Raw genomic sequence first — 16535 nt, forward strand, 5'->3', positions numbered from 1 at the left:
ACCCCCGCTCCCAGAAGGGAACGGGGGTATCTGGACAGCATCCGCCGACAGCGGGGCTGCAGGTGTTACTTGGCCTTCTCGAGGATCTCCACCAGGCGCCACCGCTTGGTAGCGGAAAGCGGGCGGGTCTCGGCGAGGAGAACGAGGTCGCCGATGCCGGCGCTGTTCTCTTCGTCGTGAGCCTTGATCTTCGTGTTGCGGCGAAGGACCTTGCCGTAGAGGGCGTGCTTCACACGGTCCTCGACCTGGACAACGATGGTCTTTTCCATCTTGTCCGAGACCACATAGCCGCGCTTCGTCTTACGGTCACCGCGCTCGGCAGCCGTAGCTGCGCCGGAAACAGTTTCCGTCACGTTCTCGTCCTTTTCACTCACTTGGCGTCCTCCTCGGTCTCAGCCTCGGCCGGCTTTTCAGCCTTCTCAGCCTTGGCTGCGGACTTCTTGGACTTCTTTTCTTCCTTGGCTTCCACAACCGGTGCGGCAACCTCGGCACGAATGCCCAGCTCGCGCTCACGGAGAACGGTGTAGATGCGGGCGATGTCCTTCTTTACCGCGCGCAGCCGACCGTGGTTCTCCAGCTGACCGGTGGCGGACTGGAAACGCAGGTTGAACAGCTCTTCCTTGGCCTTGCGGAGTTCTTCAACGAGTCGCTCGTTGTCGAAACCGTCCAGCTGTGCGGATGCAAGTTCCTTGGATCCTACTGACATTTCTATTCACCACCTTCGCGACGCAGAATGCGTGCCTTCAACGGGAGCTTGTGGATTGCCAGGCGCAGGGCCTCGCGAGCTACCGATTCCTCGACACCGGAGATCTCAAAGAGAACCCGGCCCGGCTTGACGTTGGATACCCACCATTCCGGAGAACCCTTACCGGAACCCATGCGGGTTTCAGCAGGCTTCTTCGTCAGCGGACGGTCCGGGTAGATGTTGATCCAGACCTTGCCGCCACGCTTGATGTGGCGGGTCATCGCAATACGGGCAGATTCGATCTGACGGTTCGTGACGTATGCCGGGCTCAGAGCCTGGATGCCCCACTCACCGAAGGAGACCTTGGTGCCGCCCGTAGCAGCGCCGGAACGACCCGGGTGGTGCTGCTTACGGTGCTTGACTCGACGTGGGATAAGCATTTAAGCCTGTCCTCCTTCTACTGACTGCGCCGTGCCTGCGGCACCGGCTTCGACAGCCGGAGCTTCGGCAGCAACAGGTGCTGCTTCGGCCGGGCGGTCGTTACGACGACGGCGGTCACCACGGTCAGCGCCACCCGGGCGGCCCGGGCGGTCGCTGGCACCACGGCCGCGGGACGGAGCAGCAGCTGCCTGCTGAGCCAGTTCCTTGGCGGTGACGTCACCCTTGTAGATCCAGACCTTCACGCCGATGCGGCCGAAGGTGGTCTTGGCCTCGTAGAAGCCGTAGTCGATGTTCGCGCGGAGGGTGTGCAGGGGCACACGGCCTTCGCGGTAGAACTCCGAGCGGGACATTTCTGCGCCGCCCAGTCGACCCGAGCAAGCGATCCGGATGCCCTTGGCACCGGCACGCTGTGCGGACTGCATGGCCTTCTTCATCGCACGGCGGAAAGCCACGCGGGAAGTCAGCTGCTCAGCAACGCCCTGGGCAACAAGCTGAGCTTCCATCTCGGGGTTCTTGACCTCGAGGATGTTCAGCTGAACCTGCTTGCCGGTGAGCTTTTCGAGCTCGCCGCGGATGCGGTCTGCTTCTGCACCGCGGCGGCCGATGACGATGCCCGGACGTGCCGTGTGGATATCCACCCGGACACGGTCGCGGGTGCGCTCGATTTCAACCTTGGCGATACCGGCGCGCTCCATGCCCGTGGACATGAGCTGGCGGATACGGATGTCTTCGCGGACGAAGTCCTTGTACCGCTGGCCGGGCTTGGTGCTGTCAGCAAACCAGTGCGATACGTGATCGGTGGTGATGCCGAGTCGGAACCCGTGCGGGTTAACTTTCTGTCCCACTTAGCGAGCCTCCTCTTTCTCCGGGGTAGCAACTACCACGGTGATGTGGCTCGTGCGCTTCTTGATCTGAAATGCACGACCCTGGGCTCGCGGCTGGAACCGCTTCATGGTCGGGCCTTCATCAACATACATTTCGCTGATGATGAGGTCACCTTCGTCAAACGCCACACCGTCGCGGTCCGCGAGGACCCGGGCGTTGGAGATTGCTGACTGTACTACCTTGAATACCGGCTCCGAAGCTGCCTGGGGGGCAAACTTCAGAATTGCCAGAGCCTCATTCGCTTGCTTACCACGAACAAGGTTGACGACGCGCCGGGCCTTCATAGGCGTTACGCGGATATGACGCGCAATTGCCTTGGCTTCCATTGCTTTCCTTCTCTCGTCTATGACGTAAGTGCAGGCGCCTAGCGGCGCTTGCCCTTACGGTCGTCCTTGACATGGCCGCGGAATGTCCGCGTTTGAGCGAATTCGCCGAGCTTGTGCCCGACCATCGACTCGGTGACAAACACCGGGATGTGCTTGCGTCCGTCGTGCACGGCGATCGTGTGGCCGAGCATGTCGGGGACGATCATCGAGCGGCGGGACCAGGTCTTGATGACGTTCTTGGTGCCCTTTTCGTTTTCCCTTGCTACCTTCACAAAGAGGTGCTGGTCAACGAAAGGACCTTTTTTCAGGCTGCGTGGCATGTGTCCAGGCTCCTATCGCTTGTTCTTGCCAGTACGACGGCGACGAACAATAAGCTTGTCGCTCTCTTTGTTGGGACGGCGGGTGCGGCCTTCGCGCTTACCGTTCGGGTTGACGGGGTGACGTCCACCGGACGTCTTACCCTCGCCACCACCGTGGGGGTGGTCGACCGGGTTCATCGCGACACCACGGACGGTCGGGCGGACGCCCTTCCAGCGCATGCGGCCGGCCTTACCCCAGTTGATGTTCGACTGCTCGGCGTTGCCGACCTCGCCGACGGTTGCGCGGCAGCGCACGTCAACGTTGCGGATTTCGCCGGAAGGCAGACGCAGCTGGGCGAAACGGCCTTCCTTTGCCACGAGCTGGATCGATGCGCCGGCGGAGCGGCCCATCTTGGCGCCGCCACCCGGACGCAGTTCGACTGCGTGGATTACGGTACCGACCGGGATGTTGCGCAGCGGAAGGTTGTTGCCGGGCTTGATGTCAGCGTCGGCACCTGCCTCTACCGTGTCACCCTGGGCCAGCTTGTTCGGGGCAATGATGTAACGCTTGGTGCCATCAATGTAGTGCAGGAGGGCGATGCGAGCCGTGCGGTTCGGATCGTACTCGATTTCGGCAACGCGGGCGTTGACGCCGTCTTTGTCGTGGCGACGGAAGTCGATCAGACGGTACTGGCGCTTGTGGCCACCACCCTTGTGACGGGTCGTGATCTTGCCGGTGTTGTTACGTCCACCCTTTTTCGGGAGGGGACGAACCAACGACTTTTCCGGCGTCGACCGCGTGATTTCAGTGAAGTCCGCTACGCTCGAGCCGCGACGGCCCGGGGTAGTCGGCTTATATTTACGGATTCCCATAATTTATTTCCTCGTTAAAGTGGTCTCCGCTACGAGAGCGGACCGCCGAAGATGTCGATAGTGCCTTCTTTGAGGCTCACAATTGCACGCTTGGTGTTCTTGCGGGTACCCCATCCGAATTTGGTGCGCTTGCGCTTACCGGCACGGTTGATGGTGTTGATCGAGTCGACCTTGACGGAGAAAATCTTCTCCACAGCCAGCTTGATCTCGGTCTTGTTCGAGCGGGGGTCCACCAGGAAGGTGTACTTGCCCTCATCGATCAGGCCGTAGCTCTTTTCCGAGACGACAGGTGCAAGCACGACGTCGCGCGGGTCTTTGATGGTGGCTGCACTCACTTGGCATCCTCCTCGTTCTTTGCCACTGCCCGGTCAGCAACGAATGCTTCGTAGGCAGCCTTGGTGAAGACGACGTCATCGGAAACGAGTACGTCGTAGGTGTTCAGCTGGTCTGCGTACAGAACGTGAACATCCGTGAGGTTGCGCACGGAGAGTGCAGCAACATCGTTGGCGCGCTCGATGACGACGAGCAGGTTCTTACGCTCGGAGACACCTCGCAGAGTTGCCAGTGCGGCGCTGGAGGACGGCTTGGTGCCGGCCACCAGTTCAGCAATAACGTGGATGCGGCCGTTGCGTGCGCGGTCAGAGAGAGCGCCGCGCAGTGCAGCAGCAATCATCTTCTTGGGGGTGCGCTGGCTGTAGTCACGCGGCGTGGGGCCGTGGACAACGCCACCACCGGTCATGTGAGGAGCACGGATAGAACCCTGACGGGCGCGGCCGGTGCCCTTCTGCTTGAACGGCTTGCGACCTGCACCGGAAACCTCGGCGCGGGTCTTGGTCTTGTGGGTACCCTGGCGAGCAGCAGCGAGCTGGGCAACGACGACCTGGTGCAGCAGCGGCACGTTGGTCTGTACGTCGAAGATCTCTGCAGGCAGGTCAACCTTGACAGTGCTAGTCATTGAACTAGGCTCCCTTCACGGCGGTGCGTACGAGTACGACCTGGCCGCGGGCGCCGGGAACGGCGCCCTTGATCAGGAGCAGCGACTTCTCGACGTCAACCGCGTGGACCGTGAGGTTCAGCGTGGTGTGACGAACGGCGCCCATGCGGCCGGCCATTTTCATGCCCTTGAAGACGCGGCTCGGGGTGGATGCGCCACCGATAGAACCGGGCTTACGGTGGTTCTTGTGGGCACCGTGGGAAGCTCCAACGCCGTGGAAGCCGTGACGCTTCATAACACCGGCGAAGCCCTTACCCTTGGTGGTGCCAACGACGTCGATCTTCTGGCCGGCTTCGAAGAGCTCAACAGAGAGCTCCTGGCCCAGCTCGTAAGAGTCAGCATCTGCAGTGCGCAGTTCTACGACGTGGCGGCGAGGCGTGACGCCTGCCTTTTCAAAGTGACCAGCCAGCGGCTTGGTGACCTTGCGGGGATCGATCTGGCCGTAGCCGATCTGAACGGCGACATAGCCATCAGTCTCTGCATTGCGCAGCTGCGTGATGACGTTCGAGTCAGCCTGGACCACAGTGACGGGGATGAGCTTGTTGTTCTCGTCCCAGACCTGGGTCATGCCGAGCTTCGTGCCCAGCAGGCCCTTTACGTTACGGGTTGCGGTCATAGTCTCTCAGCACCTCCCTACAGCTTGATTTCGATGTTCACGTCGGCCGGCAGGTCGAGACGCATCAGCGAATCAACAGCCTTGGGCGTGGGGTCGATGATGTCGATCAGACGCTTGTGAGTACGCATTTCGAAGTGCTCACGGCTGTCCTTGTACTTGTGCGGAGAGCGGATAACGCAGTAGATGTTCTTCTCCGTCGGCAGCGGCACAGGGCCGACTACCGTGGCGCCTGCGCGCGTGACCGTCTCAACGATCTTCCGTGCTGAAGAGTCAATGACCTCGTGGTCGTATGACTTCAGCCGGATGCGGATTTTTTGTCCCGCCATGTCGCCTGACTCTCTTTCAGTTAGTGCTGCTCCAGTTCGGGCTGCTCTGTTTACTTGCGTGTTGCATGTGGCTGCCGAAGCAATTGAAGTCGTAACTACCACCCGCCGCACAAGCTGAATCCGGAAGAATCCGGGTTCCTCAACCTGCCGGCGTAACCGACCCCCGCGGTCGGGCGTGTCGCGGTTTGCACGCGTACTCGTCCGCAGTTCCATGGGGAGTGGGTTATGTTTGGTCTCCTACCTGGACCCTGACACCCGGCATTATCCGGATCGGGACGCGAAGGAGCGCTTGAACAACTCATCTAGTATGCCGGAATTATCGGACAGAAGCGAATCAGGCAGGGCTAGTCAAAGTCGGCGGCCCCCGGACCGCTGCGGAAATCGCGCGGCGAAAGTGCCCGCTCATTGCCTTCAGCAACTATCGAATGGATGATAGAGGCATGGCTGTGCAGGACTCTGTTGCAGTTCAGGCCCTTGCCGCGCGCCTGAGCCCCGATTTCAAACTCGGAGTGGCCTCCGCCGCCTTCCAGATCGAAGGCGCCCTCTCGGCAGGCGGCCGCGGCCCCTCCGGCTGGGACGCCTTTGCCGAGAAGCCCGGCAGCATCGTGGACGGGCACTCCCCCGCGGTGGCCTGTGACCACTACAACCGGTCGCCGGAAGACGTCAAGCTGATGCGTGACCTCGGCATCGACTCCTACCGCTTCTCCATCTCCTGGCCGCGGATCCAGCCGGATGGTACCGGTCCGTTCAACCAGGAGGGGCTCGATTTCTACGACCGGCTGATTGACCAGCTGCTCGAGGCGGGCATCTCCCCCATGGCTACCCTCTACCATTGGGACACGCCGCTCCCCCTGGAGCACCGCGGCGGCTGGCTGAACCGCACGACGGCGGAACGCTTCGCAGAGTACAGCGCCGCCGCCGGCCAACGCTACGGTGACCGCGTGGCGCAATGGGTTACGCTCAACGAACCTGTCTCCGTGACCCTCAACGGCTATGCCTTGGGGACCCACGCGCCGGGGAAGACCCTGATGTTCGACGCCGTCCCTTCAATCCACCATCAGCTTCTGGCCCACGGTCTGGCCGTACAGGCGCTGCGTGCTGCAGGAGTCAAGGGCGCCGTGGGGGTCACGAATCTGCACTCCCCCGTCCGCCCGGCCAGCCGAAAGCCCCGGGACAGGATCGTGGCAAAGCTTTATGACCTGCTCATGAACAGGATCTACGCGGATCCGGTGTTACTCGGGCGCTATCCCTCCTTGCCCGTAGTGGCCCGTCCGTGGCTCCGTTCACTCGGCAGGATTTCCGACGATGACCTGAGGACCATCCACCAGCCCCTGGACTTCTACGGCCTCAACTACTACTTCCCGGTCAAGGTCGCTTGGGGGCACGGAGCGATAGCCATCCCGGCGAATACCCACAAGGAAGTTGCGCGGTTGCCCTTCCACGAGGTGGGCTACCCTGAAAATGGAACCACCGGATTCGGTTGGCCGGTGGCCCCCGATCACTTGGGGATTCTGCTGCGGGAACTCAAAGACCGGTACCAGGAGGCCCTGCCTCCGGTGTACATCACGGAAAGCGGCGCCAGTTTCCCCGAACCGGACCATGTCACGGGGCCCATCCAGGACAACCAGCGGATCAGCTACATTGCGTCGCACCTCAGCCAGGCCCTCGAAGCGACAAGCCCCGGCGGCATCGCCGAGGACGTTGAACTGCTGGGCTACTACGTCTGGACCCTGATGGACAACTTCGAATGGGCAGCAGGCTACTCGCAGCGCTTCGGCCTGGTCCACGTGGACTTCGACACCCAGGAGCGCACGCCCAAGGATTCCTACTACTGGTATCAGGCGCTCAGCCGCGCCCGGAAGAGCTGAGCGGCAGCGCAGGGCCCTCCCGGGGGCGGGTGCTACTGGTTCTTATTCGCGCGGTTGATGCGCTTGGCACGCTCGATTTCCTGGCGGAAATGCTTTCTTGCCCAGAAGACACCTGCGACGACGGCCACCGCCAGCACGAGGAAAATTAGCCATTCCATGCCGGACTCCCTTCTTTCTCTAACACGGCTGATCCTGCAACCGTAACAAGAAAGCCAAGAATGAACCGGCAAGGGCACAACGAAAAAAGAACAGCCCCGCTGCAATGCAGCGGGGCTGTTCCACACTTCACGGCGACCGTCAGGCGGCCAAACCGATCGGAGATCTAAAAACAGATCAGCAAGTTGTTACTTGAGGATCTTGGTAACGCGTCCCGAACCAACGGTGCGGCCGCCTTCGCGGATAGCGAAGCCGAGGCCCTCTTCCATGGCGATGGGCTGGATGAGCGCAACGGTCATCTCAGTGTTGTCGCCAGGCATAACCATTTCCGTGCCTTCCGGCAGGGTGATAACGCCGGTTACGTCCGTGGTGCGGAAGTAGAACTGCGGGCGGTAGTTGGAGTAGAACGGGTTGTGACGCCCGCCTTCGTCCTTGGACAGGATGTAGACGTTGGCCTCGAAGTCGGTGTGCGGGGTAATGGAACCCGGCTTGACGACAACCTGGCCACGCTCTACGTCATCGCGCTTCAGACCGCGGAGCAGGAGGCCACAGTTCTCGCCGGCCCATGCTTCGTCGAGCTGCTTGTGAAACATCTCGATACCGGTAACCGTGGTCTTCTGGACCGGGCGGATGCCGACGATCTCGACCTCGGAGTTGATGGCGAGGGTTCCACGCTCGGCGCGGCCCGTTACAACGGTGCCGCGGCCGGTGATCGTGAAGACATCTTCGATCGGCATCAGGAACGGCTTGTCACGGTCACGCACGGGGTCCGGCACGGAGTTGTCGACAGCTTCCATGAGGTCCTCGACGGACTTGACCCACACCGGGTCGCCTTCGAGAGCCTTCAGACCGGAAACGCGTACAACGGGAGCCTCATCGCCATCGAAGCCCTGAGCCGTAAGCAGCTCGCGAACTTCCATTTCGACGAGGTCGAGGAGCTCTTCGTCATCGACCATGTCCGACTTGTTCAGCGCGACCAGCAGGTAGGGAACGCCAACCTGGCGGGCGAGCAGAACGTGCTCGCGGGTCTGAGCCATCGGGCCGTCAGTGGCGGCAACCACGAGGATTGCACCGTCCATCTGTGCAGCACCGGTGATCATGTTCTTGATGTAGTCAGCGTGACCCGGAGCGTCTACGTGTGCGTAGTGGCGCTTCTCGGTCTGGTACTCAACGTGGGAGATGTTGATGGTGATGCCGCGCTGACGCTCTTCGGGAGCAGAGTCAATAGACGCGAAGTCGCGCTGCTCGTTGAGAGTCGGGTACTTGTCGTACAGCACCTTGGAAATGGCGGCCGTCAACGTCGTCTTACCGTGGTCAACGTGACCAATGGTACCGATGTTAACGTGCGGCTTAGTCCGCTCGAACTTTGCCTTTGCCACAGGTTCCTCCTAGAACGTTTTCAAATGACTTACCCTTCGACCGCGCTTGTCGCGGCAGAAACTCCGGTAAGTCTACTTGGGGGGCTTTGGATTGGTGAAATTGCAGATTCAGGAACTAATACTAGTCCCTCGAGCCTGTCGGTGCAGGTGGCCGGCTCCGGTCGGGCCGGGGACCGGCCATCTGCACCAGGTGAATCTCCGGAATCTGAGACGCACCCGAGTTTGTCGCTGCGAGCGTCCTGGGGACTATTCGCCGCGGTTCTTCTGGATGATCTCGTCGGCAACTGCCTTCGGGACCTCGGCGTAGCTGTTGAACGTCATGGAGTACACAGCGCGGCCCTGGGTCTTCGAGCGCAGGTCACCGATGTAGCCGAACATGCCGGACAACGGGACGTGCGCGCGGATGACCTTGACGCCCTGGGCATCCTCCATGGACTGCATCTGGCCACGGCGGGAGTTGAGGTCACCGATAACTTCACCCATGTATTCCTCAGGGGTGCGGACCTCGACATCCATCAGCGGTTCCAGCAGGACAGGGTTCGCCTTGCGTGCGGCTTCCTTGAAAGCCATACGGCCGGCGATCTTGAACGCCATTTCCGAGGAGTCAACATCGTGGTACGCGCCGTCAATCAGCGTGGCCTTGATGCCGACAACCGGGTAACCGGCCAGGACGCCGTCGTTCAGCGCATCCTGGATGCCGGCGTCGACGGACGGGATGTATTCGCGCGGAATGCGGCCACCGGTGACCTTATTCTCGAACTCGTACATCTCGCCTTCGGACGTATCCAACGGCGCGATCGCAATCTGGATCTTTGCGAACTGGCCCGAACCACCGGTCTGCTTCTTGTGCGTGTAGTCGTGACGCTCTACAGCACGCTTGATGGTTTCGCGGTACGCAACCTGGGGCTTGCCCACGTTTGCCTCGACCTTGAATTCGCGGCGCATGCGGTCCACCAGGATGTCCAGGTGGAGCTCGCCCATGCCGGCGATGATGGTCTGACCGGTGTCCACGTTGAGGGAGACCTGGAAGGTCGGGTCCTCAGCGGAGAGCTTCTGGATGGCCGTGGAGAGCTTCTCCTGGTCACCCTTGGTGTTCGGCTCGATCGCAACCGAGATCACGGGCTCCGGGAAGCTCATGGACTCGAGGACGATCTGGTTGCTGGAATCACACAGGGTGTCGCCCGTGGTGGTGTCCTTCAGCCCGATCGCTGCGTAGATGTGGCCGGCGGTAGCGCCTTCGACAGGCATTTCCTTGTTGGCGTGCATCTGGAACAGCTTGCCGATGCGCTCCTTCTTGCCCTTGGTGGAGTTGACCACCTGAGCACCGGCTTCCACGTGACCGGAGTACACGCGGATGAAGGTGAGCTGACCGAAGAACGGGTGGGTCGCAATCTTGAACGCCAGGGCCGAGAACGGCTCCTCGGAGGAAGGCTTGCGCGTCAGTTCCTTCTCTTCGTCGCGGGGATCGTGACCGATCATCGGCGGGACGTCGAGCGGGTTCGGCAGGTAGTCGACAACAGCATCGAGCATCGGCTGGACACCACGGTTCTTGAAGGCGGAGCCACAGAAGACCGGGTAGAGCTCGGAGTTGATCGTCATCTTGCGGATGCCGGCCTTGAGCTCGTCTTCGGTGATTTCTTCACCCTCGAGGTACTTCTCCATGAGTTCCTCGGAGGACTCCGCAACGGTCTCAACGAGAGTTGCGCGGTACTCCTCGGCCTTGGCCTGGAGGTCAGCCGGGATCGCCTGGATCTCGTACTTGGCGCCCATGGTGACGTCACCCTTGGAGTCGCCGGGCCAGACCAGTGCGCGCATGTAGAGCAGGTCGACGACGCCGACGAAGTCGTTCTCGGCGCCGATCGGCAGCTGCATGACCAGCGGCTTGGCACCGAGGCGGCCGATGATGGTGTCGACGGTGAAGTAGAAGTCAGCGCCGAGCTTGTCCATCTTGTTGACGAAGCAGATGCGCGGAACGTTGTACTTGTCAGCCTGGCGCCAGACAGTCTCGGACTGCGGCTCCACGCCTTCCTTGCCGTCGAACACGGCAACCGCACCGTCGAGGACGCGCAGGGAGCGCTCAACCTCGACCGTGAAGTCGACGTGTCCGGGGGTGTCAATGATGTTGATCTGGTTGTTTTCCCAGAAGCAGGTCACGGCGGCAGACGTGATGGTGATGCCGCGTTCCTTTTCCTGTTCCATCCAGTCAGTCGTCGAAGCGCCGTCGTGCGTTTCGCCGATCTTGTGGTTCACACCCGTGTAGAACAGGATGCGCTCGGTAGTGGTGGTCTTGCCGGCATCGATGTGGGCCATGATGCCGATGTTGCGGACCTTGCTAAGGTCGGTAAGCACGTCCTGTGCCACGGTGTCTCCCTTTCGGATGGACTGCACGTTCGCCGCCGGCTCTGTTGAGCCGGCGGCGTCCGGGAAGTATTACCAGCGGTAGTGTGCGAAGGCCTTGTTGGACTCGGCCATCTTGTGGGTGTCTTCGCGACGCTTCACAGCGGCACCGAGACCGTTGGAGGCATCCAGGATCTCGTTCTGGAGGCGCTCGGTCATCGTCTTCTCGCGGCGGGCCTTGGAGTAGCCAACGAGCCAGCGGAGGGCGAGGGCGGTGGAGCGGCCCGGCTTTACTTCAACCGGAACCTGGTAGGTTGCGCCACCGACACGGCGGGAGCGGACCTCGAGGGAAGGCTTGACGTTCTCCATGGCCTTCTTGAGGGCTGCAACCGGGTCGCCGCCGGACTTGGCACGGGCGCCTTCGAGGGCACCGTAAACGATGCGCTCTGCGGTGGACTTCTTGCCGTCAACCAGCACCTTGTTGATGAGCTGGGTGACCAGCGGGGAGCCGTAAACGGGATCTAGAACTAGCGGCCGCTTGGGGGCCGGACCCTTGCGAGGCATATTACTTCTTCTCCATCTTTGCGCCGTAGCGGCTACGAGCCTGCTTACGGTTCTTGACACCCTGGGTATCGAGGGCACCACGGACGATCTTGTAGCGGACACCCGGAAGGTCCTTAACCCGGCCGCCACGTACGAGCACAATGGAGTGCTCCTGGAGGTTGTGGCCTACACCGGGGATGTAAGCGGTGACTTCAACGCCACCGTTGAGGCGCACACGTGCAACCTTACGAAGGGCCGAGTTCGGCTTCTTCGGGGTGGTGGTGTAGACGCGGGTGCAAACACCGCGGCGCATCGGGCTGCCGTTAAGCGCGGGGGCCTTGGTCTTCTTGACCTTAGGCGTGCGGCCCTTGCGGACCAGCTGGTTAATCGTAGGCACTCTCGTGTTCTCCGTTTTATCCGGAGCGGCCGTTGGCGGCCGCTCTCTTGTCGCTGCGCCCCGCCGCTCGAGCCTTGAAATTCTGTCCAGAGCAGCAGAGGCGAAGCCTTAATAGTCGGACCGCACGCCGGGACCAACGGACTTCCATCCTGGACTGCCCCTAGGCATGCGAAAATGTGGCATACGTTGCACAAGAACCCTGCAAACCGGAAACGGCGTCCTGGTCCAGCCTCTCGGCTGCAACCGGCGCACTCATCCACTGCCACAATAACAATTAGTCTCTACTCTAACACGGACGGGTCCCAGCCCTTAATCGGCGGGGTTTACAGCGGGAAGGGCCCCGCCTTAAACAGCCCGCCTTAAGCAGCCCCGCCTTAAACAACAACGGGGTCACCTTGAGCCCAATCCATCAGGTGGATTGGGCCGTAGGTGACCCCGCGTTGCTTCACGAAGGGTTAGCGGAAGTCGCTGCCCAGGTCGTAGTCATCCAGCGGGATGGCGTGGAACTCAGGAGCTCCGTCGCCGCCCAGGGAATCGTAGGAGAAGTCGCTGAAGGCGCTGGGGCCGGTGAAGAGATTGGCCTTTGCTTCCTCAGTCGGCTCCACCGTGATCTCGGTGTAGCGCGGGAGACCCGTGCCGGCCGGGATGAGCTTGCCGATGATGACGTTCTCCTTGAGGCCGAGCAGCGGATCGCTCTTGCCTTCCATGGCCGCCTGCGTCAGGACGCGGGTGGTCTCCTGGAAGGAAGCTGCGGACAGCCAGGACTCGGTCGCCAGGGACGCCTTCGTGATGCCCATGAGCTCGGGACGGCCGGAGGCCGGCGTCTTGCCCTCGGAGACAACGCGGCGGTTGGCATCCTCGAAGCGGCTGCGCTCGGCGAGCTCGCCGGGCAGCAGATCCGAATCGCCGGACTCGATGACCGTGACGCGGCGCAGCATCTGGCGGACGATAACCTCGACGTGCTTGTCGTGGATACCGATGCCCTGGCTGCGGTACACGCCCTGGACCTCGTCCACCAGGAACTTCTGCGCGGCGCGGGGGCCCATGATGCGCAGAACCTGCTTGGGGTCGACCGGGCCGTTGATGAGCTTCTGTCCGACGCTGACGTGCTCGCCGTCTTCGATCAGAAGACGTGAACGGCGCAGCACCGGGTAGGCGATCTCTTCGGATCCGTCATCCGGGGTGATGACCAGGCGCATCTGGCGCTCGGACTCTTCGATGGTGATGCGGCCGGCTGCTTCAGCAATCGGTGCGACACCCTTCGGAGTACGGGCTTCGAAGAGCTCCTGGATGCGGGGCAGACCCTGGGTGATGTCGTCGCCACCACTGGAGGAAACAGCACCACCGGTGTGGAACGTACGCATGGTCAGCTGGGTGCCCGGCTCACCGATGGACTGTGCGGCGATGATGCCCACTGCCTCACCGATGTCGACGGTCTTGCCGGTGGCCAGCGAACGGCCGTAGCACAGGGCGCAGGTGCCGACGCTGGACTCACAGGTGAGTACGGAGCGGACCTTGACCTCGGTGATGCCGGCTGCGAACAGTTCGGCAATGACGACGTCGCCGCAGTCGGTGCCGCCGGCAGCCAGGATCTTGCCCTTGGAGTCAACGACATCCACGGCCAGGGTACGGGCGTACGCGCTGTTCTCGACGTTCTCGTCCAGGACCAGTTCACCGTTGGCGTCAGCCACGGCGATGGCCGTGACCAGGCCGCGCTCGGTGCCGCAGTCCTCTTCACGGACAATGACGTCCTGCGAGACGTCCACCAGGCGACGGGTCAGGTAACCCGAGTTGGCGGTACGCAGCGCGGTGTCAGCCAGACCCTTACGGGCACCGTGCGTGGCGATGAAGTATTCCAGCACCGACAGGCCCTCACGGTAGGAGGACTTGATCGGACGCGGGATGATCTCACCCTTAGGGTTGGCCACCAGGCCACGGATACCCGCGATCTGCCGGACCTGCATCCAGTTACCACGGGCACCGGAGGACACCATGCGGTTGATGGTGTTCATCGGGGACAGGCTGTCACGCATCGCCTGGGCGATCTCGTTCGTTGCCTTGTTCCAGATCTCGATCAGTTCCTGGCGACGCTCGTCGTCGTCGATCAGGCCCTTGTCGTACTGGCCCTGGATCTTGGCAGCCATGGTCTCATAGCCGGCGAGGATCCGCGGCTTGTCCTTGGGCACCTCGATGTCGGAGATGGCGACGGTGACGCCGGACCGGGTGGCCCAGTAGAAACCGGCGTCCTTCAGGTTGTCCAGCGTTGCCGCTGTGATCACCTTCGGGTAGCGCTCGGCGAGGTCGTTGACGATCGTGGACAGCTCGCCCTTGTCCGCAACGTTCTCAACCCACGGGTAGTCTGCGGGCAGGGTCTCGTTGAACAGGACCTGGCCCAGGGAGGTCTGGACGAGCACGGTCTGACCCGGCTCGTAGCCTTCCGGGGCTTCCCAGCCGGGGTAAGGGACGAAGCCCTCAAGCCGGATCTTGACCTGGGAGTTCAGGTGCAGTTCGTGCAGGTCGTACGCCATGATGGCTTCCGCGACGGAGGAGAAGATCCGGCCCTCGCCAGCTGAACCGACACGCTTGGTGGTCAGGTGGTAGAGGCCGATGATCATATCCTGCGAAGGCAGCGTCACCGGGCGGCCGTCGGACGGCTTCAGGATGTTGTTCGAGGACAGCATCAGGATGCGGGCCTCAGCCTGGGCTTCGGGGCTCAGCGGCAGGTGGACTGCCATCTGGTCGCCGTCGAAGTCAGCGTTGAAGGCGCCACAGACCAGCGGGTGAAGCTGGATTGCCTTACCTTCAACAAGCTGGGGTTCGAACGCCTGGATGCCGAGACGGTGCAGGGTAGGTGCACGGTTCAGCAGCACGGGGTGCTCGGTGATGATCTCTTCGAGGACATCCCAGACCTGCGGGCGGTAACGCTCGACCATACGCTTGGCCGACTTGATGTTCTGTGCGTGGTTGAGGTCAACCAGGCGCTTCATCACGAACGGCTTGAAGAGCTCCAGGGCCATCTGCTTCGGCAGACCGCACTGGTGCAGCTTCAGCTGCGGGCCGACGACGATCACCGAACGGCCGGAGTAGTCAACGCGCTTACCCAGGAGGTTCTGGCGGAAACGTCCCTGCTTGCCCTTGAGCATGTCGCTCAGGGACTTCAGCGGACGGTTGCCCGGTCCGGTGACCGGACGGCCGCGGCGGCCGTTGTCGAAGAGGCTGTCAACAGCTTCCTGAAGCATGCGCTTCTCGTTGTTGACGATGATCTCCGGAGCACCCAGGTCAAGCAGGCGCTTGAGCCGGTTGTTGCGGTTGATCACGCGGCGGTAGAGGTCGTTGAGGTCGGAGGTCGCGAAGCGGCCACCGTCCAGCTGGACCATCGGGCGCAGTTCCGGCGGGATCACCGGGACGGCGTCCAGCACCATGCCGAGCGGGCTGTTGGTGGTCGTCAGGAAAGCGTTGACAACCTTGAGCCGCTTCAGGGCGCGGGTCTTGCGCTGGCCCTTGCCGTTGGCGATGATGTCGCGCAGCATGTCCGACTCGGCCTGCATGTCGAAGTTCTCAAGACGCTTCTTGATGGCCTCGGCACCCATGGAGCCTTCGAAGTACATGCCGTAGCGGTCGCGCAGTTCCCGGTACAGGCCTTCGTCACCTTCGAGGTCGGCGACCTTCAGGTTCTTGAAGCGGTCCCAGACCTGCTCGAGGCGCTCGATTTCCGCATCCGCGCGCTTGCGGACGTTGGCCATCTGGCGGTCAGCGGAGTCGCGGGCCTTCTTCTTGTCGGCAGCCTTGGCGCCTTCGCCTTCGAGACGGGCGAGCTCGTTCTCCAGGTCGCGGGCGATCGTGGCGATGTCCGAGTCGCGGTTGTCGATCAGCTGCTTCTTCTCGATGTCGTGCTCAACCTGGAGGTTGGGCAGTTCTTCGTGGCGGCTGTCGGCGTCGACGCTCGTGATCATGTAGGCGGCGAAGTAGATGACCTTTTCGAGGTCCTTCGGTGCCAGGTCAAGGAGGTAGCCCAGGCGGGACGGAACACCCTTGAAGTACCAGATGTGCGTGACCGGGGCGGCCAGCTCGATGTGGCCCATGCGCTCACGGCGGACCTTTGCACGGGTGACCTCAACGCCACACCGCTCGCAGATGATGCCCTTGAAGCGCACGCGCTTGTACTTACCGCAGTAGCATTCCCAGTCGCGGGACGGGCCGAAGATCTTCTCGCAGAAGAGGCCGTCCTTCTCAGGCTTGAGCGTGCGGTAGTTGATGGTTTCCGGCTTCTTAACCTCGCCGTAAGACCAGCCACGGATGTCTTCCGCGGTGGCGAGGCCGATCTGCATGAGGCCGAAGGAGGATTCGCTGGACATATGGTCCCTGTTCTCTCTTGTTCTCTAAATTCTGAAGTCTTGGGTTACGGGAAGA

18 protein-coding genes are annotated in these 16535 nt (G+C 62.0%); 1 reads left to right on the plus strand and 17 read right to left on the minus strand.

Annotation, left to right across the window (positions count from 1 at the left end; all coding sequences use genetic code 11):
* Window positions 1-65: 65 nt before the first annotated feature.
* From rpsQ to rpsJ, 11 genes are read right to left on the minus strand one after another with little or no spacing between them, the layout of a single operon-like run.
* Window positions 66-374, minus strand: a complete 309-nt coding sequence (rpsQ, locus tag ACQCSU_RS06805) for a 30S ribosomal protein S17 (protein WP_426978974.1) — start codon at window positions 372-374, stop codon at window positions 66-68.
* On the minus strand, window positions 371-706 hold the full coding sequence (rpmC, locus tag ACQCSU_RS06810) for a 50S ribosomal protein L29 (RefSeq protein WP_024366128.1): 336 nt from the start codon (window positions 704-706) through the stop codon (window positions 371-373). Before rpmC ends, rpsQ begins: the two co-directional genes overlap by 4 nt.
* 2 nt (window positions 707-708) lie before the next feature.
* Window positions 709-1125, minus strand: coding sequence for a 50S ribosomal protein L16 (gene rplP / locus ACQCSU_RS06815; protein ID WP_123257072.1), 417 nt, complete (start codon window positions 1123-1125; stop codon window positions 709-711).
* Window positions 1126-1971, minus strand: coding sequence for a 30S ribosomal protein S3 (rpsC, locus tag ACQCSU_RS06820; protein ID WP_426978976.1), 846 nt, complete (start codon window positions 1969-1971; stop codon window positions 1126-1128).
* Entirely contained in the window at window positions 1972-2337 is a 366-nt protein-coding gene (rplV, locus tag ACQCSU_RS06825; RefSeq protein WP_069949298.1) for a 50S ribosomal protein L22, read from the minus strand.
* A gap of 38 nt (window positions 2338-2375) precedes the next feature.
* Complete coding sequence (rpsS, locus tag ACQCSU_RS06830) at window positions 2376-2657, minus strand: 30S ribosomal protein S19 (RefSeq protein WP_120951155.1); 282 nt, start codon at window positions 2655-2657, stop codon at window positions 2376-2378.
* 12 nt (window positions 2658-2669) lie between these two features.
* Window positions 2670-3509: a 50S ribosomal protein L2 gene (rplB, locus tag ACQCSU_RS06835; RefSeq protein WP_211876677.1), complete on the minus strand. Its 840-nt coding sequence runs from the start codon at window positions 3507-3509 to the stop codon at window positions 2670-2672.
* 29 nt (window positions 3510-3538) lie between these two features.
* The gene (gene rplW, locus ACQCSU_RS06840; RefSeq protein WP_024366132.1) at window positions 3539-3844 is read right to left on the minus strand and encodes a 50S ribosomal protein L23; all 306 of its coding nucleotides are present in this window, start codon (window positions 3842-3844) and stop codon (window positions 3539-3541) included.
* Complete coding sequence (gene rplD / locus ACQCSU_RS06845) at window positions 3841-4464, minus strand: 50S ribosomal protein L4 (RefSeq protein WP_354240725.1); 624 nt, start codon at window positions 4462-4464, stop codon at window positions 3841-3843. Before rplD ends, rplW begins: the two co-directional genes overlap by 4 nt.
* A gap of 4 nt (window positions 4465-4468) precedes the next feature.
* On the minus strand, window positions 4469-5119 hold the full coding sequence (rplC, locus tag ACQCSU_RS06850; RefSeq protein WP_003803812.1) for a 50S ribosomal protein L3: 651 nt from the start codon (window positions 5117-5119) through the stop codon (window positions 4469-4471).
* A 17-nt stretch (window positions 5120-5136) separates the two neighbouring features.
* On the minus strand, window positions 5137-5445 hold the full coding sequence (gene rpsJ / locus ACQCSU_RS06855) for a 30S ribosomal protein S10 (RefSeq protein WP_024366135.1): 309 nt from the start codon (window positions 5443-5445) through the stop codon (window positions 5137-5139).
* 440 nt (window positions 5446-5885) lie between these two features.
* Between rpsJ and ACQCSU_RS06860 the strand changes: the two genes are divergently transcribed.
* Window positions 5886-7313, plus strand: coding sequence for a GH1 family beta-glucosidase (locus ACQCSU_RS06860; protein ID WP_426978978.1), 1428 nt, complete (start codon window positions 5886-5888; stop codon window positions 7311-7313).
* Window positions 7314-7345: 32 nt separating this feature from the next.
* On the opposite strand, the gene ACQCSU_RS06865 is transcribed toward ACQCSU_RS06860, so the two are convergent.
* From ACQCSU_RS06865 to ACQCSU_RS06890, 6 genes are all read right to left on the minus strand, one after another.
* Window positions 7346-7471 carry a hypothetical protein gene (locus ACQCSU_RS06865; protein WP_426978980.1) on the minus strand — a complete coding sequence of 42 codons (126 nt, stop codon included), beginning with the start codon at window positions 7469-7471 and terminating at the stop codon, window positions 7346-7348.
* A gap of 186 nt (window positions 7472-7657) precedes the next feature.
* On the minus strand, window positions 7658-8848 hold the full coding sequence (gene tuf, locus ACQCSU_RS06870) for an elongation factor Tu (protein ID WP_426978982.1): 1191 nt from the start codon (window positions 8846-8848) through the stop codon (window positions 7658-7660).
* A 246-nt stretch (window positions 8849-9094) separates the two neighbouring features.
* On the minus strand, window positions 9095-11209 hold the full coding sequence (gene fusA / locus ACQCSU_RS06875) for an elongation factor G (protein WP_426978984.1): 2115 nt from the start codon (window positions 11207-11209) through the stop codon (window positions 9095-9097).
* Between the two features lie 69 nt (window positions 11210-11278).
* Entirely contained in the window at window positions 11279-11749 is a 471-nt protein-coding gene (rpsG, locus tag ACQCSU_RS06880) for a 30S ribosomal protein S7 (protein ID WP_011692813.1), read from the minus strand.
* Window position 11750: 1 nt separating this feature from the next.
* The gene (gene rpsL, locus ACQCSU_RS06885; protein ID WP_011692814.1) at window positions 11751-12125 is read right to left on the minus strand and encodes a 30S ribosomal protein S12; all 375 of its coding nucleotides are present in this window, start codon (window positions 12123-12125) and stop codon (window positions 11751-11753) included.
* A 455-nt stretch (window positions 12126-12580) separates the two neighbouring features.
* Entirely contained in the window at window positions 12581-16480 is a 3900-nt protein-coding gene (locus ACQCSU_RS06890) for a DNA-directed RNA polymerase subunit beta' (RefSeq protein WP_426978986.1), read from the minus strand.
* Between the last annotated feature and the right edge of the window lie 55 nt (window positions 16481-16535).

The sequence above is a fragment of the Pseudarthrobacter sp. O4 genome (assembly GCF_050157025.1).
GTDB lineage: Bacteria > Actinomycetota > Actinomycetes > Actinomycetales > Micrococcaceae > Arthrobacter.